This window comes from Candidatus Viadribacter manganicus (assembly GCF_001679665.1).
GTDB classification, from domain to species: domain Bacteria; phylum Pseudomonadota; class Alphaproteobacteria; order Caulobacterales; family Aquidulcibacteraceae; genus Vitreimonas; species Vitreimonas manganica.
Window position 1 is genome coordinate 1,490,258 of sequence record NZ_CP013244.1, and the last position, 26,108, is coordinate 1,516,365.

Here is a 26,108-nt window from a genome sequence, read left to right on the forward strand (position 1 = left end):
AAACGGGACTGTCCGCACCAAGACAAAACACACGCAGCACCGCTCTCGCGCCATCGAGGGGCGCAAATCTCGTCAACTCGCGCGCCGTACAAATCTGATGATGAGTAGAACAAGCACAGCGCCCATGGTCGCGCCGAGGATCGTGCCGACAATCCCGAACGAGAGCCCAAGCCCTAGCGCGCCAAACAACCAGCCGCCAAAGACTGCGCCCAGGATGCCAACGACGATGTTGCCGACAAGACCAAAGCCGTAGCCCTTGACAATGATGCCTGCGAGCGACCCCGCAATCGCGCCAATCAACAACCAGATCAAAAGTGTTTCGAGTGACATGACGCGCCCTCCCCCTAAGACGATGAGAACAACACGGTGAAACGCGCGCCTCGGCCGTCTTCGCCTCGACCGAGGCGAAGCTCACCACCGATAATTGCAACAAATGATCGAATGATACGCATACCGAAGCCTTTGCTCGCGGCGGGATCAAATCCCTCCGCAAGCGCGGGGCCGGTGTTTTCGACCGAAAGCGCGCACTCGTTGCACAGATTTGATTCAAGCCGAACGACGACCGCTTCGTCGCCGTATTTGAGAGCGTTGGTGATCAGTTCGCTCGCGATGAAGCCAAGCGGAATGCCAATGGCGGTGGGCAGTTGAAGTTCGACGCCCTCAACCGAAATGCTCCGCGCGGCGCATGCGTCCGACGTCATCATCCCCATGACATCACGGCAAAGCTCTTGCAAGAAGCGCTTGAAGGCGACGCTTTGAACGCCGTCATTGGAATGCAGATGGCGGTGAATGCGCCCAATCGTTGCGACGCGATCGGCCGCGAGCCTCAATGCGGTCGCCGCCTCTGGGTTGCCCGCGGCCCGGCTCTGCATCGACAGCAAGCTCGAAACCATCTGGAGATTGTTCAAGAACCGATGATCCGACTCCCGGCTCAGCGTCGCCTGCATTTCCATCAGCGCGTCTTTCTCGCGCAGCAGCGCTGCCTCGCGAGTGAGCGCCGCACGCAACTCTGCGACCGGGCAAACGCCATCGTATTGCTCGCATTCGTACCGCACGGCATGTCGCGCCGACATGATGAGATGCGCCGGACGATGAGCGCCTGCGCGACGCGCATGTGCAGCGCTCATTTCATGACCATTCCTTGGCGCTCTAGACACTCGCACCCCCGTCAATACGCTGGACGCACGACAATGGTAGGACTTGCGAGAGATCAATACTGTCCGATTCCGCACACATCGGCCCAAAACCTGCGGCGAAGCCGGCGCCATAAGTGAGTTCGTGGCCAGCGGGTTGGGCCAGCACCATAAAGATGGGGCGCCGCTGAAAACGACGCTCTGAACAATTTGATAGAGGAAACAGTGCGAAGAGCCCGTCGCGGGTAATTTCCCACGCCATAGGAAACGCTGCTGCGCCACAGCGTCTGCGCCAAAACCGCACATCCGCCGATCAAACTAATCGCGCAGCAAGACGCTCAGCAACGAAGAATGCACGTGAATGCTGCCGTTGTATTCAATGAACCCGAGCTTGCGGAACTTGTTCATGAAGTGATTGATGCGTGAGCGCGTCGTCCCAACAATTGCAGCCAGCGTCTCCTGGCTTACCTTCGTCGTGATCACTTGAGGCGCGCCATCCTTGCCTAAATTCGACAGCAATAACAGCGCCCGTGCGAGGCGCTTCTCGCTCGAATTGAACAACAGGTCGGCGAGATCCGCTTCGACCCGGCTGGTGCGCGTAAGCAGGTACGTCATGAACAGCTCCGCGAACGCCGGCTCCGCGTGCAGCGCACGAACCATGTCGCCCTTTTCCGTGCGCGTCACGCTGCAGTCGGTCAGGGCCACTGCCGAGGCGAGCCGCAAAGTCTGCCCCACCAGGCAGCCTTCACCGAAGAACTCACCAGACTTGAGAATGCCGACAACAGCCTCCTTGCCCTCCTCGGACGTTACGACAATTTTGATCTCGCCGCGGTGGACATAGAACACGGCGTCCGCAGCATCGCCTTGCAAAAATATAACATCGCCGGCCGAGTATGCGTGCGTGTGATTTGCGGCTGCCAGAAAGACCTTTGGGTCGAACTCAAACTCTTTAGACATGACAAATCTTTCCTGAGGGGCCTCGGTATTCGCGACGATGCTCAATAACGGCCGGCCCATCTTGCACGGCCTGCTCGCACCGAACGCTGACTCTCACTGCCCGGCGGGAACCTTGACGGACTTTGCCGCCAAGAGTCGAGTAATGTCTTCTCTCGGACATTCCTGCTTGCGCAACGCGGCCGTGAGGCGCAACGCTGCGGCAACACCTGGCGCGCGGCGGCGTCAATACGCCTCGCAAGCCTGAGAATATGAAACCCGAGCTCTCGCACAGGTGGGAGAGAGCATTTTGCGTCCTTCGCGGGAGCCACCAGAGGAGCACAAGATGGTGACCGGCGCCAGAGCCGAGGACGCGCCAGCGAACCGATTGCTGAGCTTACTGTCAGCGAAAGATTACGCACGTCTTCGTCCGCACCTTCACCGCATTCCGCTCGAATACAGGCAACCACTGTACGCAGCGAACAAGCCGATCGAGTTCGTCTATTTTATTGAGACCGGCGTCGGTTCGTTGGTGAACACGATGGCCAACGGCCAAGCGTCTGAAGTCGGCACAATCGGCAATGAAGGAATTGTTGGCCTGCCGCTGGTGCTTGGCGATGATAAGGCGCCAACCAGCGTTTACATCCAGGTGCCAGGCGGCGGCCTGAAGATGACAGCCGCCCTGTTCAGGAAAGAGCTGGCGCGCAGCCCCTCAATGCAGGCTGTAATGCTGCGATATGTGCACGCCCTCTTCAATCAAGTAGCTCAATCAGCAGCTTGCAATCACTATCACACGCTGGAGCAGCGTTGTTGTCGCTGGCTGCTCATGACCCACGACCGCATGCAGTCGAATGAATTTTTGCTGACGCAAGAGTTTCTGGCAATGATGCTGGGCGTGCAGAGAACTGGCGTCTCGCGCGCAGCTGGCGCGCTTCAACACGCCGGTCTCATCACCTATACCCGCGGGAACGTAGAGATCTTGGATCGTCGCGGCCTGAAGCGGCGGTCATGCGAGTGCTATGGCGTTGCTAAAAGAGAGTTCGATCGCCTCCTTAACGAAGAGACCTGAGCGGCTTGCAGTGTGCGGTTGTGGACATACATCGCGAACCAACCATGCAACGAGTTGTGCCGCTCCAGAGCATTAGTCCCGCCAGACCGCCTTTGGGGCTAAAGGCGGCTCTCTTGCCACCAAGAGAGCCGCCGCCCTCCTGAATTGGAATTGAGATGCATACACACATCCGCCCGCCCCGGGGCCGCCTCGTCATCATGATCGGATTGTGGTTGGCGTCGTGCGCTCTCGCCGTCGCTCACACGATTATGCTCGGCGCAGGCTGATCTGTTGGTTGGTCCAATTTGATTCTCGGTAAGATTGATCCGCATCAAGCGAGACATCGAGCCCGAGCGTAGCGTCCCATCATTCACAAAGGACACAAACATGACTGACGTCGCGAAAAAACTCACGGATGAATTGTCCGACGACTACGATACAGTCGTTAGAGCACTCGGCCGCATGGCCAAGAACATCGGCGAACACGGTGACGACGCCGTCGTGGAATCCGCTCAAACCTTCATTCATTCCGCTTCTGCTCTCGCTGAGAAGATCAAAACGCAATCAACAAAGCTCGCAAAGACAGCCGGTGAAGAGGTGCGCGAGCATCCAATCGCCGCAGCGGCGCTCGCGGCGGCGGCTGTTGGTTTGCTCGGCTTTGCCGTCAGCCAAACCGGAAAACGCCAATAGCGTCAGCTCGAACAACGCAACGGCGCGTTGCCGCTCGCATAGGAGTACTGTGCGGACGCGCAACGCTCCTTGCGTTGGCGCTAGCGATAGCTGGGTGCGCGCGCGCCGGTGCGCCAGCCCCTAGCTCTCGCCTTTGGAGCGCGGCGGCGCTGGCCGATCTGCAGCACATCGCCGAAGCGGCGCCGCTCGAAGGTTTGCCCTCAGAACAAACCGCGCTCACGGAAATCGCGCGCGTTGAACGTCTCGCTGCGAACGACCCCGTAGCAGCAGCTGAAAGCGACGGCGCCGCTGACGCGCTATTCTCAAGCCTAGCTCGCTCGTTTGCACAGGGCGCCACGGATCCCGCGCGCGCCGATCCGCAGTGGCGAATTCCACCGCCATCGCCGCCAGACCTTGGCGCGCTGCTTGCAGCTCGGGCCGCGGGCGCCAGCCCCTCCTCGCTGCTTCAAGGTCTGCTACCGCGCACTTTCGAGTATCGGGCGCTGCGCGCCGAGTTGGCGCGCACTGCCGCGCAAGCGCTTGGTGCGCTTGATCCCAGCGGCCTTGATCGCGAGACAAGGCTCATCAGACTCCGCGCGAATATGGAGCGTTGGCGTTGGCTCCCGCGCGAACTCCCGGCCCGACGCCTCGAGGCGAGAATTCCTCAATTCGAAACGATCCTTCACCGCGCCGACGGGCCTCCAATTGTGCATGCCGCGATCGTGGGCGCCCGGCGCACGCCAACGCCTAGTTTCTCGGCCAACATGGTCTCGGTCACGCTCAACCCAACTTGGCAACCGCCGCAAAGCATCCTCCGTAACGAACTCCTGCCGCGGTTCCGGCGCGACCCCAGCGCAGCGGAGCGCGAGAATTTCGAAGTGATTGACTCCAGCGGCAACGTGGTTGATCCAGCCTCGATCGATTGGAGCGAGCGGCCGTTCCGCCACCGCCTGCGCCAGCGTCCCGGACCCGGAAATGCACTCGGGCAGATCCGCTTCAACTTACCCAACCCATTCTCGATCTACCTCCACGACACGTCCAATCGCAGTTTATTTTCACGTAACGACCGCGCGCTTAGTCACGGCTGCCTCCGCGTGGAGAACATAATCGGTTTGGCCGAGGCCGTGATTGCCAATCCGGCTTGGGACCACACCGCATTGCAGGCAGCAATCGCGGAAAGTAAGACCAAGGCGATCACACTGACGGCGCCGATGCCGGTCTACATACTCTATCTCACCGCTTCAGCGGGCGAAGATGGCGCAGCGGTTTACTTTGACGACCTATATCGCCGCGACGCCGCGGTCGTTGCCGCGCTGGACGAGCCCGACGCGCCGGTCGTCTCCGTCGTCGCAGGCCTAGCTCAAGTGCAGCACTGCGCTACCTAAGCCGACAACAGCGCAAGGCATCGCCAAAGACTCGAACTTTCACTTCAGCGTGCGATCAAACCGTGACCAGCACGTTTGGACCATCCGTCACCATTCGCACGCGCACATGCGACTTGAATGTGGTGGGTTCGCCATCCAAGACGGCGGGGACCGCGCCTACTGCGCGAATTTCTCCGCTGCGAGACCAAGAGCGCTCGATGGCGGCGTCATCCCGCCAGCCGCCGAAGACCGAGCGTATGCCGACGCGCAACAGATCGAGAGGGTGCACCGCGTTGAGACGCACCCACTCAAGACTCTCACCTTCGACTTCGCCGCGATAGGCTGGACACAACACGCCAGCCGCCTCCGCGCGCGTAGCCACCCCACCGAAGGGCCTAACCGCGATGCGACGTGCGAACATCCGCGTCAGCACTTGCTTCAGGCCCCAGACCATTAAATCCAATTGCCCCGAGCGCGCCGCCTCACGAGCGCCCGCCAACAAAGTCGGTGCGCCAAACATGGCGGCCACAAAGAACTTGCGTCCGTTCGCCTCGCCGCCTGTGAGTCTAACAGCGCGCCCGCGCTCTAGCGCCGCACGCAGCACTTCTGGCCAGGGGTGCAGGCCGTAAAGGGCATGGGACAAGAGATTCCGCGTGCCGCCGGGCAACAACACGAGCGGTGGGCCGCCACAAAACAGCGAAGCTGCTTTGCTTGCCGTTCCATCGCCGCCCAGCACGATGATGAGGTCCGCCTCGACGGCGTCACCCTCGCGAAGCTGATCTAAATCAGCGACCCACTTGGTGGCGCGCGCACCCAAGGTTTCCAACTCGACACATAGCTTCTCTCGCCCGCCAGGGCCGACTGAACCTGCAGCTTCGTTGACGATCACCAGCGCTTTTATGTCTGACCGCCCCTCCGCCCAGGCGCCAAACCGCGCGCGTTGATGTCGACCACGAACCACCAGACACTCCCATTAGCCGCCATCTGACACACATAGAGCGCGCCCAACGCCCCGTTTTGTGCGCTTGCGCAACCATTCCACGCCTGGGCGATTGTAGATATGCACGCGATCGCCTTTGACGACGCTGTTTGCGCGATTGTGCGCGTGGAGTTGGAGACATGGCGTTCGGCGATATTTTGTGTCCGATGCTTTCGCTCGATGCGGACGAACCCGTTTTGACGGCCGCCGCGATTGTGGCCGGGGCCGCCCAAGTACGGATCACGGCGCTCCTCATCGAAATCGAGTCCGAGCCATCGGCCATGATTGACGGCGCCGCGGCGGCGAGAGCCTCGGCCGATGCGCAGGCGCGGCTGCGCAGCCGTTTTGAAGCGGAAAAGCACAAGCTCGAAGCCCGCGCACGGGGGCCGAGCGAATTTGACATTCGCGAACTCACGTCTAGCGCCAGGAACGCAGGCCAGCGCCTAGCCACTGAGGCGCGCCAAGCAGATCTCACCATCATGTTGCGTCCGGGCGCGGCCCCGATGGAAGACGTGCGCAGGGCGATGGCTGAGGGCGTGTTGTTCGACTCTGGGAGGCCGCTCTTGCTCATACCTCCGCTTTGGCGCGGCAGGTCGATCGGCGCGAACATTGTCGTCGGCTGGAATGGCAAGCGCGAGGCGGCGCGGGCGCTTGCCGACGCGGCGCCGTTTCTGGACAAAGCAGCCGGCATCACTGTGGTGTGCGTCTCGTTGGGCGCGTCACGCACGGAAGCTGACACTTCCGGACAGGCTGTCGTCTCACACCTTTCTCGACACGGAAAACACGCAGAACTGCGCCATGCTGGTGAGCTCGGTTTCAGCGACGGTGCGACATTGTTTGGCCAAGCCGGCGCGCTTGGCGCCGATCTTGTGGTGATGGGTGGCTACGGCAGTCCACGATTGTTGGAAGCGATTATCGGCGGGGTCACGCGTGAAGCCATGAACACCACTCAAATACCGGTGCTTATGTCACACTGAGCGCGGCCCGAATGGCGCTCAATCGGGCGTAAGGGCCGAACTCGCGACCGGCGAGTTAGGGCCAACGTGCGCCGTCGCGTACAAAATCACGAATGACTTGGTCGCTCAAAACCTGACGGCTCGCGTCAACAGCCGGCGACCGGCCTACTGTCGCCGAAAACAGCCGCTGCGGCGTTTAACCGGCCTAAGAAACCGGCGTGGATGCAGCGGTTTCTGGCACGCTAAAAACGATGGAGGCATCGTCGAAAAATCGACGATAGCGAGCGAGCCTCCGAGCGCTAATCGTCCGGTATCCCATGACGGGTTCGACGACCACAAAGCGATCATCCTCATAGCCGACAACCAAAAGATAGTGGGCAACCATCGCAAGCTCGCCCGCCTCGGATACCCGCCCCGCGCGATCAATGAGCGTATTGCGCGCGATGCCAAGGAGCGGAATATCGCCCCCAGGCAGTGAGCGTTGCTGCACATAGATCGACGGTAATCGCACCGCGACGAGAACGGGTCGACCAGACTCTAATTCTTCCACAAGTCCCGGCTCAGGCATTGCAACGGGGCTCGCGAGCAAGCCTTGCCCGCGCGCCAAGCTCAGCAATTCGGCCATGGAATAGCCAGCCGGATCGGCTGGCGGATGGGCGTGATAAAGTTCGTCTCCTTCCAATGTGCCCTGGCCACGCCAGTAGTTGACGACGCTGGCGAGCGCGTGCGCGCCGCACGAGGGCCCCCTAGTCTGGCGATCATGTTCAACAGGCAGAACCAACGCTGCAGGCCCGGCCCGGCGCTCGAGAACCTCGAAACTGTTGCGGCCGCTGCTGTGGGCAAATTCCGAGATCGTGGAATTAGGGTTTAAGGCGCAGCCCCCAACCGACAGCGACAGCAACAGAACGACGAGGCAAAGCCCTCGGGACACTAACCGACCGCTACCGCGATAACGATCACACCGGCGAGAATGCCGATGAGAAGCCACTGGTTGTCGGTCATGCCAGCCTGGTAATTGGCGGCTTCTGCTTGCGAGAGAACGCGAATGTCATAGCCCTGGTTTTGCAGGTCGATGGCGCGTTCGGTTGTCGCGGCGTCGAGGCCATACCGCAAAAGTTCTTGTGACGAGAAATTTTGCGGCGCAGCGCTGCGGAACTCGGTCTGAGCCATGGCTGGCGCGGCTATGGATGCAAGAGCGAGGCTGACCGCGAGAGCGGTGGTGAGACGACGGATCATTTTGAACCCTTTCAGGGTGAGCGAGATGCACGCGATGGTGTCTCTTACGGCGTCAACAGTGCACGCCGCTTGCTGAGGACGACGCGCTCATCTGCTGTTTGTTCCGCGCCAATACGCGTTCGAGCGACGATTGCTTGTTCCTTCGCAGCCAACACCTGCCTTTTGCAGTTGGGAAGTGCTTTTCTGACGCCGTTTGTGAGCGGACGCGGCGATGTTACCGAACGGCTCCATGGGGCCGGTCGTGCTCACCCACTACGCGACACGTTGAAGTCGGCAATCACTACGATCTTGTCCACCGCATTGAGGTGCCTGATCTGGAAGCCGGTCGCTCCACGCTGCTTGGCGAGGTCCGCGCCAGCGAAGGCCTCCTCTTCTGCAGCTTCTAGGGTTTTACCGTGGGAAACGAGGGCGTGGCACACGCTGTCTTCGCACGTTGTCTCTTTGAGATATTCAATTCGAAAGCTCATGTTGACTTAACAACTCGAAAGACAGTTCGTTCCTTATTCCGAAGGCCGCGCCATCGCGTGGTGATGCAGCGCATAATCCGCGCCAACTACCAAGTACCAGCAAGCTGGCTCGGCGGAGCAGACACCGGATCCGCACCCCACTGCATCCCGTTGGTCAAAAGCAAATCTAAGCTGGTCGCGCCGACAAGTATGATCAGCACGAAGACACTCGTCGCTAGCAGCCATTCGCGTAAGATGGGACGTTGATCGAGCATGTCATGTACCTGCTGCTCAACACGCCAGGAGGTCACGATGTTCCGAAGATACGCAGGTGTCCACCGTCCGCGCTCTTGAAACAAATCGGGTGTAGCTGAAACACCGACTTTGCAATGCTCCCACGGCGCCAACCATCCGCTGCGGGGAACCAATGACGCGCACGAGTGGTTTGAATCCAAGCATGCGAAGTTCGCTTCCGCCTGTCTGGCTTTGCTGACCTTCGCTGCACCCAACCTCGCTACTGCGCAACCCGTTGTAGAACAGGCGTATGTCCCCTTTAACGGCTCGGGAGCAACGATCCCTCGTATCGGCGCTGGAAAACGGCGTCCGATCACGGGCGCGCGGTTGCCGCATCGACTCAAGATGCTGGGAGCGACGTTGCGGCGAACTCTGCAAGGCACTCATCGGCCATCCGCATGAGCATCTGGTTCATCAGCGCTCCGTTATTCGCCTCAAGTTCTTCCAACGTGGGCGCGTCGTCGGGCGTTTCTGGCATGAACTTCCTGCAGTCGTACTGGGCAACTGCGCGACCGGTAGCCCCATCGATAATCTGGATAAGGGTACTGTAGTCGATTCTGAACCGTCCCCAATTTGAGCTGAAATAGCGTTGCATCCACATGTACGTCTTTGCGTCTACATAAAGCAGGTCGGAATTGATCGGGTAGTCAGTGCGTTCCGTCACAGCAGACATATCGAGTCTGTCGCCTACCGTTTGGATGCCGTATCGCGACTGCAGTAAGGCGGTCAGCTGCGTTTCAATGTGCGTCGCAGGATCAACCACGCCGTGCTCTGAGGCGTAATTGCGCGCCGCTGAAGCCATAGCTAGCCCACCAATTGCTCCAAAAGCAGCGCTGCTCGCCCGCATAGGCGTCATGCCCGGGGCGGCCTGGGTAACAGCCACCAGCGTGCGATTTTGATACGCCGACATTCCGGCATTATTGACGCTGATCGTCTCAACGCTCGTGGCGCATCCACCGATCATGCATGCCAACGCGATGCTCACAGCTCTTGCGTTTTTCATGATTGCCTCCCCCTGGACCAAAGCTACCCAACCATAGATGGCAGTCAAGGCATGCTGCGGGGCTAGAACTGATCGCGCGGTCCTCACTCCACGACCTCAAATTAAGGTACGTGTTGGGCTCACCATTTGAGACCGCCCAATTCCAGTCAGTGACTTAGCGCAAGCGGCAATTGGCGTGTTGTCGCCGAAAGCGCCCGTTGAGCCTCTTCAAGGAGCCTTGGCGCGCGTCTTATGTGCTGACACCGGCCTTTTCGGTACGTGGGCCGACCTTGAGTTGGCTCAATACGACGAAGGCCGCTTCCGTGATGATGCTGCACGCATCTAAAGACGCCGCCTCCACGCCGGGCATCGTCATCGACGGCAAACTGGTGATATCGGCGGTTTGCCGAGGGCCGAATATCTAATGAAATGGCTGAAACCTGATGCTTGAATATCGAGTCAGCGCTCGGCGCGTTGATGCGCACGGCAGCACTGCGGAAACCAAAGCCGCCTCGATCACGCTCGACACCGATATCGCCGGGCGAGCAGACGCCTTCAATCCCGCCGAATTGCTCCTCGCATCGATCGCCGCGTGCATGATCAAGGGTGCTGAGCGTGTTGCGCCGATGATCAAGTTTGATCTGCGCGGCATGGAAGTTCGCCTACATGGCGTTCGCCAAGACGCGCCGCCGAAGATGATCCGCATCGATTATGAGATCATCGTCGATACTCCAGAGAGCGATCAACGGCTCGATTTGCTGCACAAGAACATTCGCAAGTACGGCACTGTGTCTAACACAATTGCCACCGCGACTGTGCTCAATGGCGTAATCCGTCGCGCGGCCGCGGAGATTTGATACAATGCCTGCTCAACAAGCGCGCGCGGCGGCCGACCAGCTCAATCGAGATTGCTTCTGTGTCACGCTTGATCAAGACGCCCTCGCCAGGGCGCTGCAGAACGAACTCGGTGACGCCGATTTCTTCGCGACCCTGACGCAAACCCGCCCGCATCTCTTCTCGCACGCGCCGGTGTTTCTGCCCAAAGCAGATCGCGACGCAATGCAGGCGATCGTCAACGCTGTCGAAGCCGCCGCACGCCTGCCCGCGTATCAGGAGGCGGTGCTGGCCTGGGCGCCCCCAATCGCCCGCGTCAATTATGGCGCAGCCGGCGTCTTCATGGGCTACGACTTTCATCTGACGCCTGAGGGTCCGAGACTCATTGAGGTCAACACCAATGCGGGCGGCGCCTTTTTCAATACGTTCCTTGCTCGCGCGCAAATCGCCTGCTGCGCCCAAGTCGAGCGCGCCCTTGCGCTGTCATCGCTTGCGACCTTCGATGACGACGTCATAGCCATGTTCAACGAAGAATGGCGCCGCCAGGGCCGCACCGACCCGTTGCGGCGCATTGCGATCGTCGATGAACGGCCACAGGAGCAATATCTCTATCCTGAGTTCTTACTGGCCAAGCGCCTGTTCGAACGAAATGGCATTGAGACGGTGATCGTCGATCCAAGTGAACTACGCTTCAAGTGCGACCTACTTCAGCATGACGGGCGCCCCATTGACCTAATCTACAACCGCCTGGTCGACTTCGCCCTTGGGGGGCGCGAACAGACGGCAATTAGGGCGGCCTACGAGGGCGGCGCCGTCGTGATCACGCCAAACCCACGCAACCACGCGCTACTCGCCGATAAGCGCAATCTTCTTTTGTTGTCCAATCCTCAACAACTCACCAACTGGGGACTAGATGCCGAGCAAGCGGCGACGCTCAACGGCGTGCCCAAAACGCTACGCGTAAACAAAGCGGACGCCGATCAACTTTGGGCGGAGCGCAAAAACTACTTCTTCAAGCCAGCGGCCGGCCACGGCGGCAAGGCCGTGTATCGCGGCGACAAACTAACCAAGGGAGTTTGGACCGAAATCCTCGCCGGTGATTACATCGCGCAGGCCATCGCACCGCCGAGCGAGCGGACGATAAAACTCGATGGAGAACGGGTGCAGAGGAAAGTAGATGTCCGTCTTTATGCATACGACGGCGCAATCTTGATTGCGGCGGCGCGGCTCTACCAGGGCCAGACCACCAACTTCCGCACTCCGGGCGGCGGCTTTGCGCCGGTGTTCTTTGTCTGAGCCCTCGCTGGCGCAGCGATCCAGCCCCGCGAATTGGCTCCATAACGGAGGTAACCGCCCGCCGAGAAACGATCGCGAAGGGCCACGGCCCGCGCACCCATCAATTACTCTAATGTCCGGCGCGCTCAATTGGTGGCGTAGATCACCTTCGACACGCCATGGCGTGTTGTCGCCGAGATCGGCCACTCATGAGTCCTAAACCGCCGATGCCGCGTTGAGCTGTGATGGCTGTGCGGGTTGATTACATCTTCGTCTACTTCAAAGGGGGCTCTCACCTTGGAAGCACCCCGTGGAGCGGCGATCTGGAACTGGCCAAGGCTGTCGCCCGCGACGGGCTGCTCCGACGCGGCGCTGACGAAGTTCAAATCCGATCCAACACTCTCAACGGGCCACTCGTCTGGGAGGAAGGCGAGACGGTACGAACTTCGGCGTGCGAAACCCATGGTGAAAGAGCCAGTCGGGGCGTTTCGAAACTCCTTCCCCAGCAAATAGGCGATCAATCGCTTGGTGTGCGCAGCAACGGGTCACGTTCGCCGCAAGATAATCTAACGGGCGGTGGCGCTCTGAGGCTCGCTTGCGTCTGCGCGCCGCGCAGTGTGCGGCTTTAGCGATCGGGAACAACGCCATTCACGATCACGTTCTCCAACAGAGTGCATGCGACGGGCGCCATCGAAGGCAAGACAATCATGAATGACTACGTCACGACCCTGCCTCGGACGCCAAGCTATGCTGCGCCCCCTAGCGCCGATGCTCCCTTCGAGCAGCGCGAGTCTTGGTGCGACGCCTATGTTTCAAGGTTGATCCCCGCGGCGCCGGAGATTGTGTCGCCCGAAGACATCGGCCAAACCCATCGCTTCGAAGTCGAATTCAACGCTTGCAAGCTCGACCCACAAGAGTATCGCCGCCAGACGCTCGAAGAAACCGAACGCATTCCGGAGTCATTTTCTGACCCTTTGCCCCGCGAAGAGAAAGCGGAATCGAACGGTCGTGCGGACGGTGGTGAGCGTCAATCCCAATAAGAGCCAAGGCGCCGCCGTCATGGCTTTAGGGCCCAAAGGCGGCCGAGCTGGCAAGAGCGGCTCACGATCCGCGCAGAAGGCTGCGCCTAAACGCTGGAAGAAAAGACTGAGCCAAGTGTGCGCTCGCGCACAGACAAAGCGGTGGCGCTGATGCCATGCCCAACCTGCGCCGAAAAACGCCCCCCGTTGAACCCGGCGCACTTAGTAGGCAGCTCCCTTGATCCAGTGGGGCGCCGTTTGCTCTTCCAGAACTGAAAGCAATTATGCGCAGGCCCACCAGCGACGCCCAATTCATGGTGATCGTCGTGATCTTGTGGGGCGTCGCATGTATTATCGCGTCCGCCTCGATATTTTACTTCGCAAGTTGATGGCATTCGGGCGTGCGTGCTGTGACGACGCCGTCGTGGCTCTGGCTGGGCCTACGTGTTGTGGCCGAAAATCGCCGTTCGCTCGCTAGCCCAAAGGCGACAAACACCTTCGCCGTCACCGCACGGCGTCCGACGAACGCCAACTGGTCGCGATGCCTTTCGCTCTTTGCGCCGCTTCCATCTACACATAGGAAGCGGCGCAAAGAGCGCAACTTCTACTGAACGCGCGTGACCTGCATGACGCTGCCGTCGTTATAGACCTCGACGCGAAAATCTCGTCCGTCTCGGTAGGCGTTAAACAGCGTTTGCAGTGCACGGACGCCATCGCCTGCGCCGCTGAAGTCGATCACCGTCAGACGGCCGCCATCGAGCGTCGATGACGTCGACACGTTCGGAAAGCTGCCTCTGATGATCCCGTTTTCGGCGCCGTTCAGCGGTCGGTCCAACCACGAACACTCCCCGCGCGCCGGTGGCGTGGCAGCAGTTGCAGATGTACTCATCCGGTCGAAGCTGATTTGAAAGCTGGTGTTGACGCGCCCGCTAGCGTCGACATTGGTCGACACCACCATTTGTTGGCGATCACCGCCGCCGCGGCACCACAACGTATAGCTCGTCTGCGCGCTCGCCTCCGATGCAGCCGACATCCAGCCCCCGATCAAGGCGCAAACTACCACTAGCAATCGCATGTCAGTCCTCCCGCCGGTCCCTCACCTCGGCAACAAAACCTTACGCAAGAACCCTCACGCAGTTCAAGGAACATGTCACGCCGCTCGTCCTGTACCTCAATGGGCCGACTTGCCCAACGGCTAGCGCTGGTCGTGCTGCGCACGCGATGGCCGGAGATCGCCAGAAGTTGCCCTTGGCGATCGTGGCGTTTTCCGCCAGCAACACCGACGGACTAGGTCCTGGGAGAGTTGCATGCGCTTCGTAATTGGCGGGCTCATTGCCGCGGCATTGGTTGCTGTCTCTCACACAGGCAGCGCGAGCGAGGCGCCCGCCCCTGAACGATATCTGGCGGAAGTCATAGAGACCTGCATTGAGGATGGCTTGTCACAGGATGTGTGCGCGTGCTTCAGCGGACGTCTGACGACGGACCTGACTTACACCGACTTCCAAGCCATGAACCAAGCCGTTCGAAACGAACAGCTGCATACCTCAATGGCGCCGGTCGCGCGCATCATGGATAGTTGCAACCCGCCAGTGACCACGCCTGCGGCGCCAATCACACCAGGATACACGGCGAGCTATGTCGTCAATTTCATGAGCGACTGCGTGGCCGCCCCAACTGACGTCGGTTACTGCGGTTGCGCCGTGTCTGCGATCCAAAGGGTGATGAGCTTTGAGGAAGCTGTTGCCTATGATCGACTGGAGTCCTGGGGACGCACATCCGAACACCCCAAGCACATAGATATCATCTCGGCGTGGTTTGCGTGCGCAGATCAAACGCGCGCAGAGCGATCACCCATCAAACGTCGCTAGCGCTTGGGTCACCGACGCTCTTGAAAGGGCCGCTATAGCGACAACAGGTGTGATCGGCTAACTCGATCCAAAGCGGCCGTCGGCGCCCAGTTCGCACGACCGGCCTATGTTTGCCGAAGAACGACGTTCGCCGCCAGCCGGGTTCAACCCACTCGGTTCGCTCGGATTGTCCACACAGTGCTACCCGCGCGGCTCGCGCGCCGTGCTCAAGACCTCGGCGAGTACATTTCGCAGGCCATGCACTTGATCTACGAGGCTCAGAACGACCCCCACGCCTTCGGCGTTGACACCAAGATCGTCCGTGAGATCACGGATCAATTGCACCCGCGCCAGATCGGCCTCAGTAAACGTGCGCTCCGGCGTCGTTTGGCTCGGAACTAGCCACTCCTCTTCAATCCAAATCTCGAGTGTTTCACGGTCGACGTGCGCACGCGCGAGAAAATCCATTATCGTGAACATCATGGCGTCATGTCCTTACGAGGATCATCGCTAATCTGAGGCGCCCAAGTGGACACAAACGCCTCCAGTTCGGCATTGGGCGGCGAGGGTAATATGACCTTTAGCTTGACCAGTTCGTCTCCGTAGCCGCCGCGCCGTGCGACGCCTTTACCCTTCAGCCGGAGAATTGTGCCGGTGTTTGATCCCTTGGGCACGGTTAGCATCACGGCTCCGGTTGGTGTTGGAGTTTTGACGCGCGCACCAAGCACAGCTTCTGAAAGCGTGATCGGCAGCTCGACATGAATGTCGTCGTCATGACGAACGAAGAAGCGATGCGGATTGACAGAAATCTCGACCAGGGCATCGCCGGGCTCGCCGTCACCCCGAGGTGGAGCGCCCTTGCCGCGCAGTCGTAGCGTTTGGCCCTCTTGGATGCCCGCAGGAATGCTGACGTCGAGAGAGCCGCCATCAGGCAGACTGAGCCGTTGGGTCACGCCATTGATAGCGTCAAGAAATGAGATCGCCAAACGGTAGTGCAAATCCGCCCCGCGCGTGCGCCGCGCTTGCCCGGCTTGGCGGCGAAACAGTTCTGCGAACAGATCATCGCCGTCGGCGAAATCCGAAAAACCCGAACTGTTCTCGTAAGGGTTACCTGCGCCGGCGCCGCCGCGCGCAAAATCCTTGTAGTATTGCTGACGAGGTCGCTCAGCCCCGGAAGCGTCGATCTCTCCGGCATCGAATTTCTTGCGTTTGTCCGGATCGGAAAGCAGATCGTTCGCGGCGGTCACCTCCTTAAAGCGCGCCTCCGCCTGCTTATCTCCAGGATTGAGATCAGGATGCAGCTTCTTCGCTAGGCGCCGATAGGCCTTGCGGATGTCGTCGGACGTGGCGGTGCGTGCGACCCCCAGAGTTTCATACGGGTCTTTAACGATCTCTCCGTTCGAATTGAAGACCCTTTGACGTTCGAGCCAACGATTGCTCGCCATGATGCGCACTTCGGCGCCGATTTCAGCCGCTTAGGCCTCCGGAGGGCGAGTGGTGCAATCACCGCCGTCAATGGGCCAACAGTACGGGTGTACTGGCATGCGCGATGATGTGATGGGTGACGCCGCCGAACACCTGTTCGAACGCGCGTGCGTGACCGTAAGCACCCATGACCAGGAGATCACCAGCGTATGCCTCTGCTTCAGCCAAGACCGCACGCCCCACCTCGCCGAACGACGAGCGCGTGGTCACGGGTGCTTCAACATCGACGCCATGACGGGCAAGATAGCTCGCGAGGCGCATCAGGGCGCGCTGATTCTCGACGTCTGGGCTCGGGTCGACAATAACGATGCGGACGCTTTGTGCAGCGACCAGCAACGGCAGCGCGGCGCGCACAGCATGCGCGGCTTGTGGCGTGGCGTTCCAAGCGATGATCACGCGCCGACCCCACTCACGCGCGTGCGCCCAAGGCGGCGCTATCAGGCAAGGTGTTCCCGCACGAAACAGCGCAGCTTCCAAAATCCTGCGGTCAAGGTCGCCGTCCCGGCCCTCGCGCGGCTGGGCCACGATCGCAAGATCACTTGTGAGCGCCGCTGCCGCGCCGAGGTGCGCAACCTCGCCCCAAGAGCATTCATCGTGATAGACTGAAAATCGCTGACCGGGCTTTTCCATCTCTTCCACAGCGCGCACCGCGCTCATAGCGCGTTCGTGCGCCGCTTGGCGTAGGGCGGCGACGGCACGCTCCACAGCAAAGCTCGTCTCGCCGAGCGGCGGCTCGGGGGCGAGCGTGATCAGCCTTGCCTCAAGATGAGCCTCACGGCGGTGCGCTAGATTGTGCGCCAAGGCGACACGCGACAGCCCTTCTTGCGAGCCGTCGGCGAAGACAAGGATATCTCTCCAGACCATAACGCCGCTCCTTTGCGGCAACTTGGCAGCATTTACGGCGGCTATGGCTTGATCTTCCTCAAGCTCTCCTGCGTTCAAGCAGGCTCGACCACTTACAAGGCCGAACCCCATGAGAGGGCGTGACTGGCCTCGCGACTGGCTTGGTCGCTCCACTCACGACATTGGTCATGATGCAGCAGCTACGGCGAGCCATCGCCGAGCACAGTCATTCACATCGCCCGTAAACCCGCCTAACGGGCCGCGACAACCTCCTCAATCCAGCCCTCCAACGCCGCAGTGTCGGCCATATCCCCATCGTAAGCGGCGCCGGGCGCGAACGGTCCCAGCCGCGCGAGCGAGCCCGGAGAGAACGCCTGCAAAGTAGAAAAAAACGAGAGCCCGGACGGCAGCGGGTCTTCGCGCACTTCGAAATAGTGCGTGGCAGCATCCGTTGCTTGCCCCACATGAAGCGCGCCGAGACGTCGGAAATTGTCAGCCACGAGCAAGCATGAACTGAAGCATGCATTATCAGTCAGCAACACTATACGCCCCGTCGCCGTTTGAGCTGGCGGCGCGCCCGAAGCAGCGCGCCGGCTTGGGCATTCGGTCGGGCCGGTGAACTCGCGGCCCGCAGCTTGGGCCTGCTCGGCCCGCTGCACGGCGCGACGCATCTCGCCGGCAAAGCTCGGGTTGGATTGGCGGAAGCGCTCTTCATAGCTCCGCATCTGCGCCACATTACGCGGCGACACGCGCCAAACGACATTGCACCTGGCGCCGCCGCGGATCACATGATTGAAGCGCGCATCACCGAAAAGCACGCGCGCGATCTGGTCTCCGTAGCTGCTGCTACCGCCACCATTGCCGCGCATATCGACAACAACGATCGGCGACGCGCGCAGACGCGACTGGCTCTCCCGCGCCGCCGCGACCACTGCCAGCGCATCATCATTGAGCGTCTGCAAGGAAATCCACATCCCGCCATCGAACGTGCGCAAGCCATGGCCCGGCGCTCCGCGATTTTGCGCGCGCCGAATGTGCGGCGCCAAATCGGTACGCGCGATCTCGCGCCAGAAGAGTGTATGCTCAGTGCGCTGGCCATCGCGCTCAAAGATGCAAGTCTGCGGACGCAATACGAACGGATTGCCGTCATCTACCAAGAGGAAAGGCGCACTCTGGATGCGCTGCGCCTCAATCGACCATACGGCGCGGAAGCCGCCGAGCTTAGCTGCCGCGAAGTCATCGGCCATCACGCCATCACATGAAACGAGCGCGGCGCCCGCAAGCGATGCGCCCTCGCCCGCATTGTCGTGCTCCAACACAACGAACCGCTCGCCCTGGCGGGCAGTTATGATGCCCGCCCATTGAACGGAGTGAGCAGGCGCCACGAGGCGCGACCACACATGTTTGTCGCCGACCACATTCGCGAGCCCGGCCATTGTCGCCGCATAGCCCTCAATGCTGCTAACCTGCGCCGCACGCTCAAGCGCCAAGGCTCGCCCCGTTTCGAGGCGAGCGCGCAATTCGGCGTCATTGATGGCAGTCGAAAGGGCCGGGTGATCTTCGATCAGCTGCTGGTAAGCAGCCTCGACGTCGCCACGTGTCAACTGATGCCAACGCTCCGCATCGTCTTGGGCAGCAGCCGACTGAGAGAACGCGAACATGGCGCACGCAAAGATAGACCAACGTTTCATCACCCCACCCCGCCATCAAGTTCGCCTTGGCCGGTCGTCCAAGACCCACACCCACCTGCGCGCGCCCACGCGCAATGGCTGGGCCCTAAGATCAGATGCAGAAGAACCCATGCTTGGATGCGAATGGCAGCCCTATTCGGCGGCAAGGTCCAGCGTTGCGCTGATCTGTATCCCTGACGGCGGCCTGCATCACTCAATTCGTGTCGTTGGTCATGCTCCGCACACTAAGGCGCGATCTCGCCGAAAGCAGCCCTTCGAGACTTGGATCGACAGCAGTTCGCGCTTCGCGATCGGCAGAAACTGGCGTTTCGCGCATTTGGACCGCCCGTTGGCGAATGGACCGGGTGGAACGTCTTTCAACAATGGTAATTTTTGGAATGGGACGCACAAACCATTCCTCGCTGGTTGGCATTGCGGTCGGTGATTTAGCGCACGCGGCAACGGCGTGTTGTCGCCGAAACTTGCCGGTCCACATCCGCGAATCGAATGACAGATTTGGTCGTTCCGGTTACTCCTCAAGCGATGAAGCTGGTGTTCATCTACGGGCAAGCCGGGGTCGGCAAACTTACCGTTGGGCGCGAGTTAGCGGACCTGACCGGGATGGCGCTATTCCACAATCACCTCGTTGTTGACACAGTCGGGGCAGTCTTTCCCTTTGGCTCAGGTCCGTTCGTCAAACTACGGGAGCGTTTCTGGCTCGACGTATTCGCGGAAGCGGCGGCCGCAGGTCGGTCAATGATTTTTACATTCGCACCGGAGGGCACTGTCTCTTCCGACTTTCCTGAAAGAGTTCGTTCGCTCATCAAAGCTGCCGGCGGTGAAATCCATTTCATTCGGTTGACCGCGCCTGTCGAGGAACAGGAGCGGCGCATTGATGCGCCAAGTCGCGCTGCATTCGGGAAGTTGCGTTCTCTAGATTTGCTTCGTGAACTCAAACCGCAGTTCGATGCAGCGCTAGCTGCGATGCCTGTTGCTTTACTGACTATCGACACCGCGTCAGTAGATGCACGAGCCGCAGCACAGGCCATCGCCGAAGCGGTGGGAGCCGATTAAAGGCGGACGCTTCTCTCCACTTCATGCCGTGGCCGACAAATTCATGACCGGCTGGGCCCCTCAAATCGCGACACTGGTAATGCCGCGTCCGCTAAGTCGCGATCTCGCCGGTTTCGGCCATTCGCCCTGGTCCGCGAGAACGGATCACGCTACGCGCGGCAACTCATCCTTTTCATCGCTTGCAACGCCCGCGATCGGCACACGAAGGGTGAATACTGTGCCGCCGCCCTCTCTGTTTGAGAAACTGACCTCTCCATCCATGAGACGCGCCAGCGCTCGAACAACCGCCAACCCCGTGCCCGCGCCCTCAAAGCGGCGATCAGCTCTGCTGTCGCCTTGCACGAAGGGCAGGAAAATCTTCTCGGCTATAGCCTCATCGATGCCGACACCCGTATCGACCACGTCGACCTGAAGCGTCTCTACGCCGCCGACCCTGACCCGCTTTGCAATGACTTTGATTTCACCGTTGCGCGTGAACTTTGCGGCATTGTTGCATATCTCTGTAACGCACTGGCCAAACATCTCGGGGTCGAGGGCGGCGACACCCATGGAATCTGCATAGACCGTGAAGCTATTGCCGTTTGCCTCGGCAAGTTCGCGCGCAGCCTCGGCCGCTCCCCGCACCACGTCTGTAAGTCTCACGGTGATCGGCTCAACGGGGGCATCACCCGATTCAAGCCGGGCCAACGTGATAATGCGGTTGACCAACCCCAAGAGCGCGCGACCGGAACCAAGGATTTTCGATGCGTCATCGCTCAGCTGAGCTTCGCCTTTGTCCGCAAGCTCCTCACGCAGCAATTCCGAGTAGCCGACCACCGAGTTGATTGGTGTCCGTAACTCGTGGCTGATTATTGAGAGGAATTGCGCCTTAGCTTCATTTGCCTCTTCTGCCGATGTCCGCGCCCGTGCTTCATGAGAGAGAGTCTGCAACAACGAATTGCGATCACGCGCGAACACGCCTGTTGCCGCCAAAATGGTCACGAGCACGACACTGCCAAGCACCCTCTCGATCCAACCGACCTCTGCTAGCAGCACCGGCGTCAGCAAAGCTACCAAGGCCGAGGGGACCAAGTTTGCCGCCAACAGAAGTTTGTTGTTGGAGAAGTACACCAGGACGTGGCTTGCCGTGCCACACAGCCACGTGGCGGCGAGCACCTGACCGATAGCTGTCCCGGACGCCCAGCTAGCGACGGGAAGAACGCAATACGCTGTTGCACCAATGAAATTGAGCGCCGCAAGCAGCGCAAAGGCGCGTTTAGCCCCGTGCTCTTCGTCAGGCGCAAATATGCGTGCTTCTAGGCTAGGGCGCAGAAATAATTCCCATGCCGCCATGGCGATGAACCAATAAGCTGCGTAGGACCAACCGGCGCCGACAAATGCTACGGCCGCGGCAAGTGCGCCGAAGCCCACGCGAGAGGCCGTGGCCCGTCTGATGACGCTGATTACAGTCGCGAACTCCGCCGCCGTGCACGGCCTATCAAGTCCCCAGGACTGAATTTTCAATGGCGCGATCACGAATGCACTCGAAGAAGGACGAGAAGGAGCCGACTGCCAAAAGCTTGTATCCAATCTGCGCTTAGGCTTGGTTAATGTTTTCAGCGCCCCCCGCGCCAAGGCGCGAATTTCACCGAGCAGCAGCCTTGCTCCAACCAAGTAAATCAGTTGGCGCCTATGGCAGCGGCCAGGCATCGCCAAACTCAGACATTCATGTAATGGATGTTTCGCCACGCATCTGGTCTTGCGATACATCGCGACGAGCTTGCTAGGAATCACGCGCGGGATTCAAATCGCGCCATGCAAGGATATGTTGTCCAAGTAACGAGCACCAGTTCCTCATCGGCGGCACGCTACTACGTTCTTTGTGGCGCCGACGCCGAGGCCATTCGACTTGTGCGGGCGAAGCTGGATCTCAATGACGAGCAACCGGTGTCCATCTTGCGACCCGTGGCAAGTTGGGAGATCGATGCGTTCGGGCTCTTTCCCGACGAGGTGAGGCAAGCACCCTAAGCGAGGACTGGCGAGATCAATCAAAACTAGCCGCTCAGGATCGCCGCTGCGCTGCGACAGGATTTCGCCGGAACCCGCCCCGCATGCATCAACCGCGCCCGGCGCCGTACTTCAACGAATTGAGATAGGCGGCGACGTCGTCCCGGTCGTCCGGAGCGACGATTATGTTAGGCATGCTCGGGTGCGGCGAATGCAGCCAAGCATTGAGCGCGGTCGGGGTCATGCCGGGCAGGTTGGCGATGACTTCAAAAGGCGGAGCCTCGGGATTGGGCGAACGCGTCTGTCCCGTTTCGACGGCGTGGCAGGCTGCGCAAACACTTTGCGCATACGCCAACCCGCGCGCGGGCGAAGCTGCGGCGGTCATGTCGGGCGGCGACATTGCGCCGGGCGCTTGGACCGGCGTCCCCACGCACGCGCTCACCAGAAAAGCCAATCCAACAAGCATCATTCGCTGCATCGATGGGTACATTGGGGACCTCCAGTATGATCCGACAGGGCCAAGTGGAAGCTTCAAGCGCTGCCATCCTCGAACGGGACACGTCTGTAGCTGGGCCATGTTATTGCGTCCCAGCGATCCATCTCGCCGCCGCACTCAACGCACGCGGCAACGCCCTTCAGACTCCATGTCCCACTCCCGAAGCGAAGTATGCGAGGATCGGCGGCGCTTGCTTTGCGCTTCGTCAATTATCCGGCCGGAGAGCCAACATGAGTGCCCGTGAAGACAGACTTTCCGACATCCGGATGATCGTGGCGCACGCGATCGGCCTGACACCCGCCGATATGGCGGACGAGGTCGATTTACTGACGACCTTCACTGCCGATTGGCGCGAAATTGGTACGGCAATAACGAGGATTGAAGAGAAGTACCGCGTGAGCATCCCGATGGACGAGGTGGGCAAGAACCCCACCATATTGTCGATTTACCGCGCAACAACGCATCACGCCAACTGGCCGGAATAACCGCCTAGGGCCAAGACACCGCGTGAGCGATATTTCGTGACGGGCTTACTCTCTCCATTCCAGTCAGTGATTTCGCGTACACCGCACCGACGCGATGTCGCCGATTGCTGACGCTCACACCAAGCAGAGCCAACGCTGGCCGAGTTAGGAATCGAAGAAGCGAGTATTGATCCGACCGCTGGGCGGCGCCGGGTCCTTCGTCTCAAGTAGCCGCCCCTCGGCATCGTACACCCGATCTTCAGTGCGCATGTTGATACGATTATCCGGCGTTGAAACCACGAGGCTGCCACCACACCCGGGATGGGCAAACGCTATGCGATGGGGATCGGGCGCAAATCCAATCGCACCGACGTGGTCGATTTCGATCCCGCCGAACTCGAGACATCTTGGCGGCGAACGGCGCCAATCGCGCCATGCCAAAGCAGCCATGACTTCCTCAACATGCGCCAGGTTCGTGGCGATCAGACGGTCGTCGCGCGCCACGACGCTTCTGAACAGCTTCGAGAACACGCGAGAACGCGCCTTGTCTTCGACCGCTCTTAGGTTGTCGCGGTATTGTTCTAACTGCGTTTCCAATCGGGACCGCGCTGGTCAGACTTCAACAGCGCGAAACTCTGCGCAGGTGTGGCGCCAACCCAATCTCGGTCGACGCGAATGGTTCGTGAAGGGTCGGTGCGATAATGGAAGCCGCCCCACAATAGATAGCTTCCCCAGTGCTTCGAGAACTTGGTGCAACGCAGTTCTGTGAATGGTGCGGACACCTCACCCCCCGAAGTCTTGGTTGCCGCCTCAATGCAGAGAGGAGCTCTGGTTTGGGCGACGCTCGCGCTCAATTTACGCCGCATATCCAAACGCGCCGCTACGGCTCGAGTTCGCCGAAACGCGACCTTCGTGGTCTTGAAGAGCATGGTCGCGAAGGCGGATGGCGGCTAGCGGGCGACGATCCGAACGCGAAAGGATTCACGCGTTGGCGGTGCGCCGCCGAAACGCCTGTGTTCGAGAACCAGGTCACTTGAGCCTGGCGCCGTCGCGACGAAGAAGAATGTCTGGATGGCGCCAACGCCGACGACAGACGCCTGCTGCTCCGGCTGGTCCGTTGTCGGCAGCGTGACAGATCCGTCGGGCGCAGGTGAGATAAACTCAGGCGTCTCCACTACCCTCCACGAGAAACCTTGCGGTTGCTGGCCCCGCAACTCCACAGAAAATGGCTGGCCGACCGGCGCCTCAACGGTTTGGCCATTCTGATCTTGCAGAACGCGGATGGACACCACCGCCGGCGCCTCCGGAATCTCGGAAGCTGGCGCTTCGCTTGACAGCGCGTCGTCTTGCTTGACTTCCGGCGCCGGCGAGCACGCCATGAGAACCACGGCCACAAAAATCGCTCGCTTCATGAATATTGGCTCGGCCCTTTGCAGTACGAGTCAACATAAGGCGCGTATCTGATCTGTGCCAAGGGCGACCTTACCCATCACACGCGTGGCGTCACTTCATCGAGCGGCGCGGTCGGGCATCGCCCAGCGCCCAGCCAGGGTTCTCGAACGGCGCGCCCAATCAAATCCGGTCATTAGCTTAGCATCGATCGAACCGGCGCGCTGTCGCCGACAACGGCCTCTCGCCGGCTAGTTTCCGTTCTGTCGTGTGTGGAACCGGCTTCCAGGTTGCGCGTTAAGGAACTACAGGCGCTACGCTTTGCCGATAATAGAAAACAAGGCTGAGCGTTGCATCGTGCCTATTTGCTCTTCTCGCAGGCGCCTCAGCATTCCCAAGCTGTCCAACGCCGCTCCATGAGATTTGGCGTCATCGCGACCCCCGCATCGCGGCGCCGCGGCGCTCGGTTGCTCGTGGTTCTTCTTGCGTTGTGCCTTGGTGCTTGCGGCACGGTTTCCCGGGACTTTGGCACTGCGTACCGCCACTCGGACGCCGTCGCCGCTTTGCCTGCCGGCGTGCAAATCCTGGCCCTGCAAGCGCCTCAAGATTTGGCGCTCGCCGAGCGCGTTCCGGCGCAGCCACCGTCCGAAAGTCACGCGATCCTCGCGCTCTCTGGAGGCGGCGCGAACGGCGCCTATGGCGCTGGCGTCATCGTGGGCTGGTCGCAAAGCGGAGATCGCCCGCAATTCGACGTGGTCACCGGCGTGAGTACGGGCGCACTCGCCGCACCCTTCGCTTTCCTCGGGCCCGATTGGGACGATGAGCTCCAGCAAGTCTACACCGATGGCGGTACGCGCGGACTGGTGGGGTGGAGAAGCTTAGCAGCGTTCGTGGCCCCAAGCCTTTTCAGTTCGCGCGCGCTGCGCGAACTGATCGCCACTCACATCACACCAGAAATGCTCCGCCAGGTCGCAGCAGAGCACGCCAAGGGCCGGCGCCTACTTGTCGTGACAACCAATCTCGACGCCGCACAGCCAGTGATCTGGGACATGGGCGTCGTCGCCACGATCGGCGGTGAAAGAGGTCTGTCGCTCTTCCGCAGCATATTGCTGGCGTCCGCAAGCCTGCCAGGCATCTTCCCTCCGGTCCTCATCGAAGGCGTCTCGCCGGAAGGCATCGCTGTGCAGGAAATGCATGTCGACGGAGGCGTCAACCTGCCTTTCCTCGGCGTGCCAGAGGCGTTGCCGTCGTTGAGCGCCTCGACACCCGGCGGTGTCCGCCGAGTGCTTTACGTTATTGTGAATGGACAGATCACGGCACGTTACCACGCAACGGCCGGAAATCTGCCCGGCATCCTCGCACGCAGCTTCGACAGTTGGAGCAATGCCTCTCTACGCTCGGCGCTTGCCGAGAACGCCGCTTATGCGAACAGCGTTGGAATAAGCGTTTTCATCACGACAATTCCCGCCAGCGTCGATGCTTCAAGTTTGGATTTTGAACCCGCGGCCATGCGATCGCTTTTCGAACTCGGCAGAACACGCGCCGTCACTGGATTGGTATGGTCGCGCATTAGCGCTCCGCCGGCACTGACCGTGGAACAGCAAACCGGCGCCGTAGCGCCGAGTGTTGAGGCAATTCCATCCCGTTAGGCTTCATCCAGGTATTGCCCATCACACCCCAATGTCC

General features: G+C 60.4%; 29 protein-coding genes. 12 read left to right on the forward strand and 17 right to left on the reverse strand.

All coding sequences use genetic code 11. The annotated features are described in order from the left end of the window. Positions 1-72: 72 nt before the first annotated feature. From ATE48_RS07825 to ATE48_RS07835, 3 genes are all read right to left on the reverse strand, one after another. Complete coding sequence (locus ATE48_RS07825; RefSeq protein WP_066769832.1) at positions 73-330, reverse strand: GlsB/YeaQ/YmgE family stress response membrane protein; 258 nt, start codon at positions 328-330, stop codon at positions 73-75. Between the two features lie 14 nt (positions 331-344). Next, entirely contained in the window at positions 345-1,127 is a 783-nt protein-coding gene (locus tag ATE48_RS07830) for a sensor histidine kinase (protein ID WP_066769833.1), read from the reverse strand. A 324-nt stretch (positions 1,128-1,451) separates the two neighbouring features. Further along, on the reverse strand, positions 1,452-2,090 hold the full coding sequence (locus ATE48_RS07835) for a Crp/Fnr family transcriptional regulator (RefSeq protein WP_066769834.1): 639 nt from the start codon (positions 2,088-2,090) through the stop codon (positions 1,452-1,454). 517 nt (positions 2,091-2,607) lie between these two features. Here ATE48_RS07835 and ATE48_RS07840 point away from each other — a divergent pair. The 3 genes from ATE48_RS07840 (at position 2,608) to ATE48_RS07850 (ending at position 5,168) form a co-directional block, all read left to right on the forward strand. Then, on the forward strand, positions 2,608-3,135 hold the full coding sequence (locus tag ATE48_RS07840; protein ID WP_228126851.1) for a Crp/Fnr family transcriptional regulator: 528 nt from the start codon (positions 2,608-2,610) through the stop codon (positions 3,133-3,135). Between the two features lie 366 nt (positions 3,136-3,501). Beyond that, positions 3,502-3,804: a hypothetical protein gene (locus ATE48_RS07845; RefSeq protein ID WP_066769842.1), complete on the forward strand. Its 303-nt coding sequence runs from the start codon at positions 3,502-3,504 to the stop codon at positions 3,802-3,804. A gap of 74 nt (positions 3,805-3,878) precedes the next feature. Next, complete coding sequence (locus ATE48_RS07850; protein ID WP_066769843.1) at positions 3,879-5,168, forward strand: L,D-transpeptidase family protein; 1,290 nt, start codon at positions 3,879-3,881, stop codon at positions 5,166-5,168. Positions 5,169-5,223: 55 nt separating this feature from the next. On the opposite strand, the gene ATE48_RS07855 is transcribed toward ATE48_RS07850, so the two are convergent. Further along, on the reverse strand, positions 5,224-6,108 hold the full coding sequence (locus ATE48_RS07855; protein ID WP_228126852.1) for a diacylglycerol/lipid kinase family protein: 885 nt from the start codon (positions 6,106-6,108) through the stop codon (positions 5,224-5,226). Positions 6,109-6,266: 158 nt separating this feature from the next. Here ATE48_RS07855 and ATE48_RS07860 point away from each other — a divergent pair, with 158 nt between their 5' ends. Then, positions 6,267-7,103: a universal stress protein gene (locus ATE48_RS07860; protein WP_066769847.1), complete on the forward strand. Its 837-nt coding sequence runs from the start codon at positions 6,267-6,269 to the stop codon at positions 7,101-7,103. Between the two features lie 184 nt (positions 7,104-7,287). Here ATE48_RS07860 and ATE48_RS20005 read toward each other — a convergent pair whose 3' ends face one another. The 4 genes from ATE48_RS20005 to ATE48_RS07880 all read right to left on the reverse strand — a co-directional run bounded on the left by ATE48_RS20005 (position 7,288) and on the right by ATE48_RS07880 (position 10,061). Further along, positions 7,288-7,764, reverse strand: a complete 477-nt coding sequence (locus tag ATE48_RS20005) for a hypothetical protein (RefSeq protein ID WP_228126853.1) — start codon at positions 7,762-7,764, stop codon at positions 7,288-7,290. 248 nt (positions 7,765-8,012) lie between these two features. Beyond that, positions 8,013-8,318 carry a hypothetical protein gene (locus tag ATE48_RS07870; RefSeq protein WP_066769851.1) on the reverse strand — a complete coding sequence of 102 codons (306 nt, stop codon included), beginning with the start codon at positions 8,316-8,318 and terminating at the stop codon, positions 8,013-8,015. A 245-nt stretch (positions 8,319-8,563) separates the two neighbouring features. Further along, a complete protein-coding gene (locus ATE48_RS07875) occupies positions 8,564-8,785 on the reverse strand; it encodes a hypothetical protein (RefSeq protein WP_066769853.1) in 222 nt (73 codons plus the stop codon). Positions 8,786-9,398: 613 nt separating this feature from the next. Next, the gene (locus ATE48_RS07880) at positions 9,399-10,061 is read right to left on the reverse strand and encodes a hypothetical protein (RefSeq protein ID WP_156767666.1); all 663 of its coding nucleotides are present in this window, start codon (positions 10,059-10,061) and stop codon (positions 9,399-9,401) included. Between the two features lie 197 nt (positions 10,062-10,258). On the opposite strand from ATE48_RS07880, the gene ATE48_RS07885 reads away from it, so the two are divergent. From ATE48_RS07885 to ATE48_RS07905, 4 genes are all read left to right on the forward strand, one after another. Then, positions 10,259-10,465 carry a hypothetical protein gene (locus tag ATE48_RS07885; protein WP_066769857.1) on the forward strand — a complete coding sequence of 69 codons (207 nt, stop codon included), beginning with the start codon at positions 10,259-10,261 and terminating at the stop codon, positions 10,463-10,465. Between the two features lie 18 nt (positions 10,466-10,483). Beyond that, entirely contained in the window at positions 10,484-10,897 is a 414-nt protein-coding gene (locus ATE48_RS07890) for an OsmC family protein (RefSeq protein ID WP_066769859.1), read from the forward strand. A 4-nt stretch (positions 10,898-10,901) separates the two neighbouring features. Continuing rightward, positions 10,902-12,170 carry an ATP-grasp domain-containing protein gene (locus tag ATE48_RS07895; RefSeq protein WP_066769861.1) on the forward strand — a complete coding sequence of 423 codons (1,269 nt, stop codon included), beginning with the start codon at positions 10,902-10,904 and terminating at the stop codon, positions 12,168-12,170. Positions 12,171-12,856: 686 nt separating this feature from the next. Then, on the forward strand, positions 12,857-13,189 hold the full coding sequence (locus ATE48_RS07905; RefSeq protein ID WP_156767667.1) for a hypothetical protein: 333 nt from the start codon (positions 12,857-12,859) through the stop codon (positions 13,187-13,189). 583 nt (positions 13,190-13,772) lie between these two features. Here the strand turns inward: ATE48_RS07905 and ATE48_RS07910 are convergent. Next, entirely contained in the window at positions 13,773-14,243 is a 471-nt protein-coding gene (locus tag ATE48_RS07910; RefSeq protein ID WP_156767668.1) for a hypothetical protein, read from the reverse strand. Between the two features lie 232 nt (positions 14,244-14,475). Between ATE48_RS07910 and ATE48_RS07915 the strand changes: the two genes are divergently transcribed. Continuing rightward, on the forward strand, positions 14,476-15,036 hold the full coding sequence (locus ATE48_RS07915; RefSeq protein ID WP_066769870.1) for a hypothetical protein: 561 nt from the start codon (positions 14,476-14,478) through the stop codon (positions 15,034-15,036). Positions 15,037-15,216: 180 nt separating this feature from the next. On the opposite strand, the gene ATE48_RS07920 is transcribed toward ATE48_RS07915, so the two are convergent. The 4 genes from ATE48_RS07920 to ATE48_RS07935 form a co-directional block, all read right to left on the reverse strand. Further along, positions 15,217-15,498, reverse strand: a complete 282-nt coding sequence (locus ATE48_RS07920; RefSeq protein WP_228126854.1) for a chaperone modulator CbpM — start codon at positions 15,496-15,498, stop codon at positions 15,217-15,219. Further along, complete coding sequence (locus ATE48_RS07925) at positions 15,495-16,460, reverse strand: DnaJ C-terminal domain-containing protein (protein WP_156767669.1); 966 nt, start codon at positions 16,458-16,460, stop codon at positions 15,495-15,497. The genes ATE48_RS07920 and ATE48_RS07925 overlap by 4 nt, the downstream gene beginning before the upstream one ends. Before the next feature lie 67 nt (positions 16,461-16,527). Then, positions 16,528-17,364: a universal stress protein gene (locus ATE48_RS07930; protein ID WP_066769873.1), complete on the reverse strand. Its 837-nt coding sequence runs from the start codon at positions 17,362-17,364 to the stop codon at positions 16,528-16,530. Positions 17,365-17,594: 230 nt separating this feature from the next. Further along, complete coding sequence (locus ATE48_RS07935) at positions 17,595-19,034, reverse strand: S41 family peptidase (RefSeq protein ID WP_066769876.1); 1,440 nt, start codon at positions 19,032-19,034, stop codon at positions 17,595-17,597. Positions 19,035-19,520: 486 nt separating this feature from the next. Here ATE48_RS07935 and ATE48_RS07940 point away from each other — a divergent pair, with 486 nt between their 5' ends. Further along, the gene (locus tag ATE48_RS07940; RefSeq protein WP_228126855.1) at positions 19,521-20,087 is read left to right on the forward strand and encodes an AAA family ATPase; all 567 of its coding nucleotides are present in this window, start codon (positions 19,521-19,523) and stop codon (positions 20,085-20,087) included. Between the two features lie 144 nt (positions 20,088-20,231). Here ATE48_RS07940 and ATE48_RS07945 read toward each other — a convergent pair whose 3' ends face one another. Further along, positions 20,232-21,497 (reverse strand): sensor histidine kinase, encoded by a 1,266-nt coding sequence (locus ATE48_RS07945; RefSeq protein ID WP_066769879.1) that lies wholly within the window; start codon positions 21,495-21,497, stop codon positions 20,232-20,234. Positions 21,498-22,182: 685 nt separating this feature from the next. Then, the gene (locus tag ATE48_RS07955) at positions 22,183-22,563 is read right to left on the reverse strand and encodes a c-type cytochrome (protein WP_228126856.1); all 381 of its coding nucleotides are present in this window, start codon (positions 22,561-22,563) and stop codon (positions 22,183-22,185) included. A gap of 236 nt (positions 22,564-22,799) precedes the next feature. Here ATE48_RS07955 and ATE48_RS07960 point away from each other — a divergent pair, with 236 nt between their 5' ends. After that, positions 22,800-23,054 carry a hypothetical protein gene (locus ATE48_RS07960; protein ID WP_066769883.1) on the forward strand — a complete coding sequence of 85 codons (255 nt, stop codon included), beginning with the start codon at positions 22,800-22,802 and terminating at the stop codon, positions 23,052-23,054. 144 nt (positions 23,055-23,198) lie between these two features. On the opposite strand, the gene ATE48_RS07965 is transcribed toward ATE48_RS07960, so the two are convergent. Both ATE48_RS07965 and ATE48_RS07970 read right to left on the reverse strand, forming a co-directional pair. Beyond that, positions 23,199-23,564, reverse strand: coding sequence for a hypothetical protein (locus ATE48_RS07965; protein WP_156767670.1), 366 nt, complete (start codon positions 23,562-23,564; stop codon positions 23,199-23,201). A gap of 419 nt (positions 23,565-23,983) precedes the next feature. Continuing rightward, complete coding sequence (locus ATE48_RS07970; protein WP_066769887.1) at positions 23,984-24,445, reverse strand: protease inhibitor I42 family protein; 462 nt, start codon at positions 24,443-24,445, stop codon at positions 23,984-23,986. Between the two features lie 393 nt (positions 24,446-24,838). Between ATE48_RS07970 and ATE48_RS07975 the strand changes: the two genes are divergently transcribed. Continuing rightward, complete coding sequence (locus ATE48_RS07975; protein WP_066769889.1) at positions 24,839-26,071, forward strand: patatin-like phospholipase family protein; 1,233 nt, start codon at positions 24,839-24,841, stop codon at positions 26,069-26,071. Positions 26,072-26,108: the final 37 nt, after the last annotated feature.

What these genes read in the sequence shown, in the direction of transcription:
- ATE48_RS07860 (WP_066769847.1), top strand. Translation starts at nt 6,267, where the DNA reads ATGGCGTTCGGCGATATTTTGTGTCCGATGCTTTCGCTCGATGCGGAC.
- ATE48_RS07835 (WP_066769834.1), bottom strand. Translation starts at nt 2,090, where the DNA reads ATGTCTAAAGAGTTTGAGTTCGACCCAAAGGTCTTTCTGGCAGCCGCA.
- ATE48_RS07870 (WP_066769851.1), bottom strand. Translation starts at nt 8,318, where the DNA reads ATGATCCGTCGTCTCACCACCGCTCTCGCGGTCAGCCTCGCTCTTGCA.
- ATE48_RS07880 (WP_156767666.1), bottom strand. Translation starts at nt 10,061, where the DNA reads ATGAAAAACGCAAGAGCTGTGAGCATCGCGTTGGCATGCATGATCGGT.
- ATE48_RS07920 (WP_228126854.1), bottom strand. Translation starts at nt 15,498, where the DNA reads ATGATGTTCACGATAATGGATTTTCTCGCGCGTGCGCACGTCGACCGT.
- ATE48_RS07910 (WP_156767668.1), bottom strand. Translation starts at nt 14,243, where the DNA reads ATGCGATTGCTAGTGGTAGTTTGCGCCTTGATCGGGGGCTGGATGTCG.
- ATE48_RS07875 (WP_066769853.1), bottom strand. Translation starts at nt 8,785, where the DNA reads ATGAGCTTTCGAATTGAATATCTCAAAGAGACAACGTGCGAAGACAGC.
- ATE48_RS07840 (WP_228126851.1), top strand. Translation starts at nt 2,608, where the DNA reads ATGGCCAACGGCCAAGCGTCTGAAGTCGGCACAATCGGCAATGAAGGA.
- ATE48_RS07925 (WP_156767669.1), bottom strand. Translation starts at nt 16,460, where the DNA reads ATGGCGAGCAATCGTTGGCTCGAACGTCAAAGGGTCTTCAATTCGAAC.
- ATE48_RS07970 (WP_066769887.1), bottom strand. Translation starts at nt 24,445, where the DNA reads ATGAAGCGAGCGATTTTTGTGGCCGTGGTTCTCATGGCGTGCTCGCCG.
- ATE48_RS07905 (WP_156767667.1), top strand. Translation starts at nt 12,857, where the DNA reads ATGAATGACTACGTCACGACCCTGCCTCGGACGCCAAGCTATGCTGCG.
- ATE48_RS07895 (WP_066769861.1), top strand. Translation starts at nt 10,902, where the DNA reads ATGCCTGCTCAACAAGCGCGCGCGGCGGCCGACCAGCTCAATCGAGAT.
- ATE48_RS07975 (WP_066769889.1), top strand. Translation starts at nt 24,839, where the DNA reads ATGAGATTTGGCGTCATCGCGACCCCCGCATCGCGGCGCCGCGGCGCT.
- ATE48_RS07830 (WP_066769833.1), bottom strand. Translation starts at nt 1,127, where the DNA reads ATGAGCGCTGCACATGCGCGTCGCGCAGGCGCTCATCGTCCGGCGCAT.
- ATE48_RS07890 (WP_066769859.1), top strand. Translation starts at nt 10,484, where the DNA reads ATGCTTGAATATCGAGTCAGCGCTCGGCGCGTTGATGCGCACGGCAGC.
- ATE48_RS07955 (WP_228126856.1), bottom strand. Translation starts at nt 22,563, where the DNA reads ATGTACCCATCGATGCAGCGAATGATGCTTGTTGGATTGGCTTTTCTG.
- ATE48_RS07825 (WP_066769832.1), bottom strand. Translation starts at nt 330, where the DNA reads ATGTCACTCGAAACACTTTTGATCTGGTTGTTGATTGGCGCGATTGCG.
- ATE48_RS07930 (WP_066769873.1), bottom strand. Translation starts at nt 17,364, where the DNA reads ATGGTCTGGAGAGATATCCTTGTCTTCGCCGACGGCTCGCAAGAAGGG.
- ATE48_RS07845 (WP_066769842.1), top strand. Translation starts at nt 3,502, where the DNA reads ATGACTGACGTCGCGAAAAAACTCACGGATGAATTGTCCGACGACTAC.
- ATE48_RS07940 (WP_228126855.1), top strand. Translation starts at nt 19,521, where the DNA reads ATGACAGATTTGGTCGTTCCGGTTACTCCTCAAGCGATGAAGCTGGTG.
- ATE48_RS07935 (WP_066769876.1), bottom strand. Translation starts at nt 19,034, where the DNA reads ATGAAACGTTGGTCTATCTTTGCGTGCGCCATGTTCGCGTTCTCTCAG.
- ATE48_RS07960 (WP_066769883.1), top strand. Translation starts at nt 22,800, where the DNA reads ATGAGTGCCCGTGAAGACAGACTTTCCGACATCCGGATGATCGTGGCG.
- ATE48_RS07915 (WP_066769870.1), top strand. Translation starts at nt 14,476, where the DNA reads ATGCGCTTCGTAATTGGCGGGCTCATTGCCGCGGCATTGGTTGCTGTC.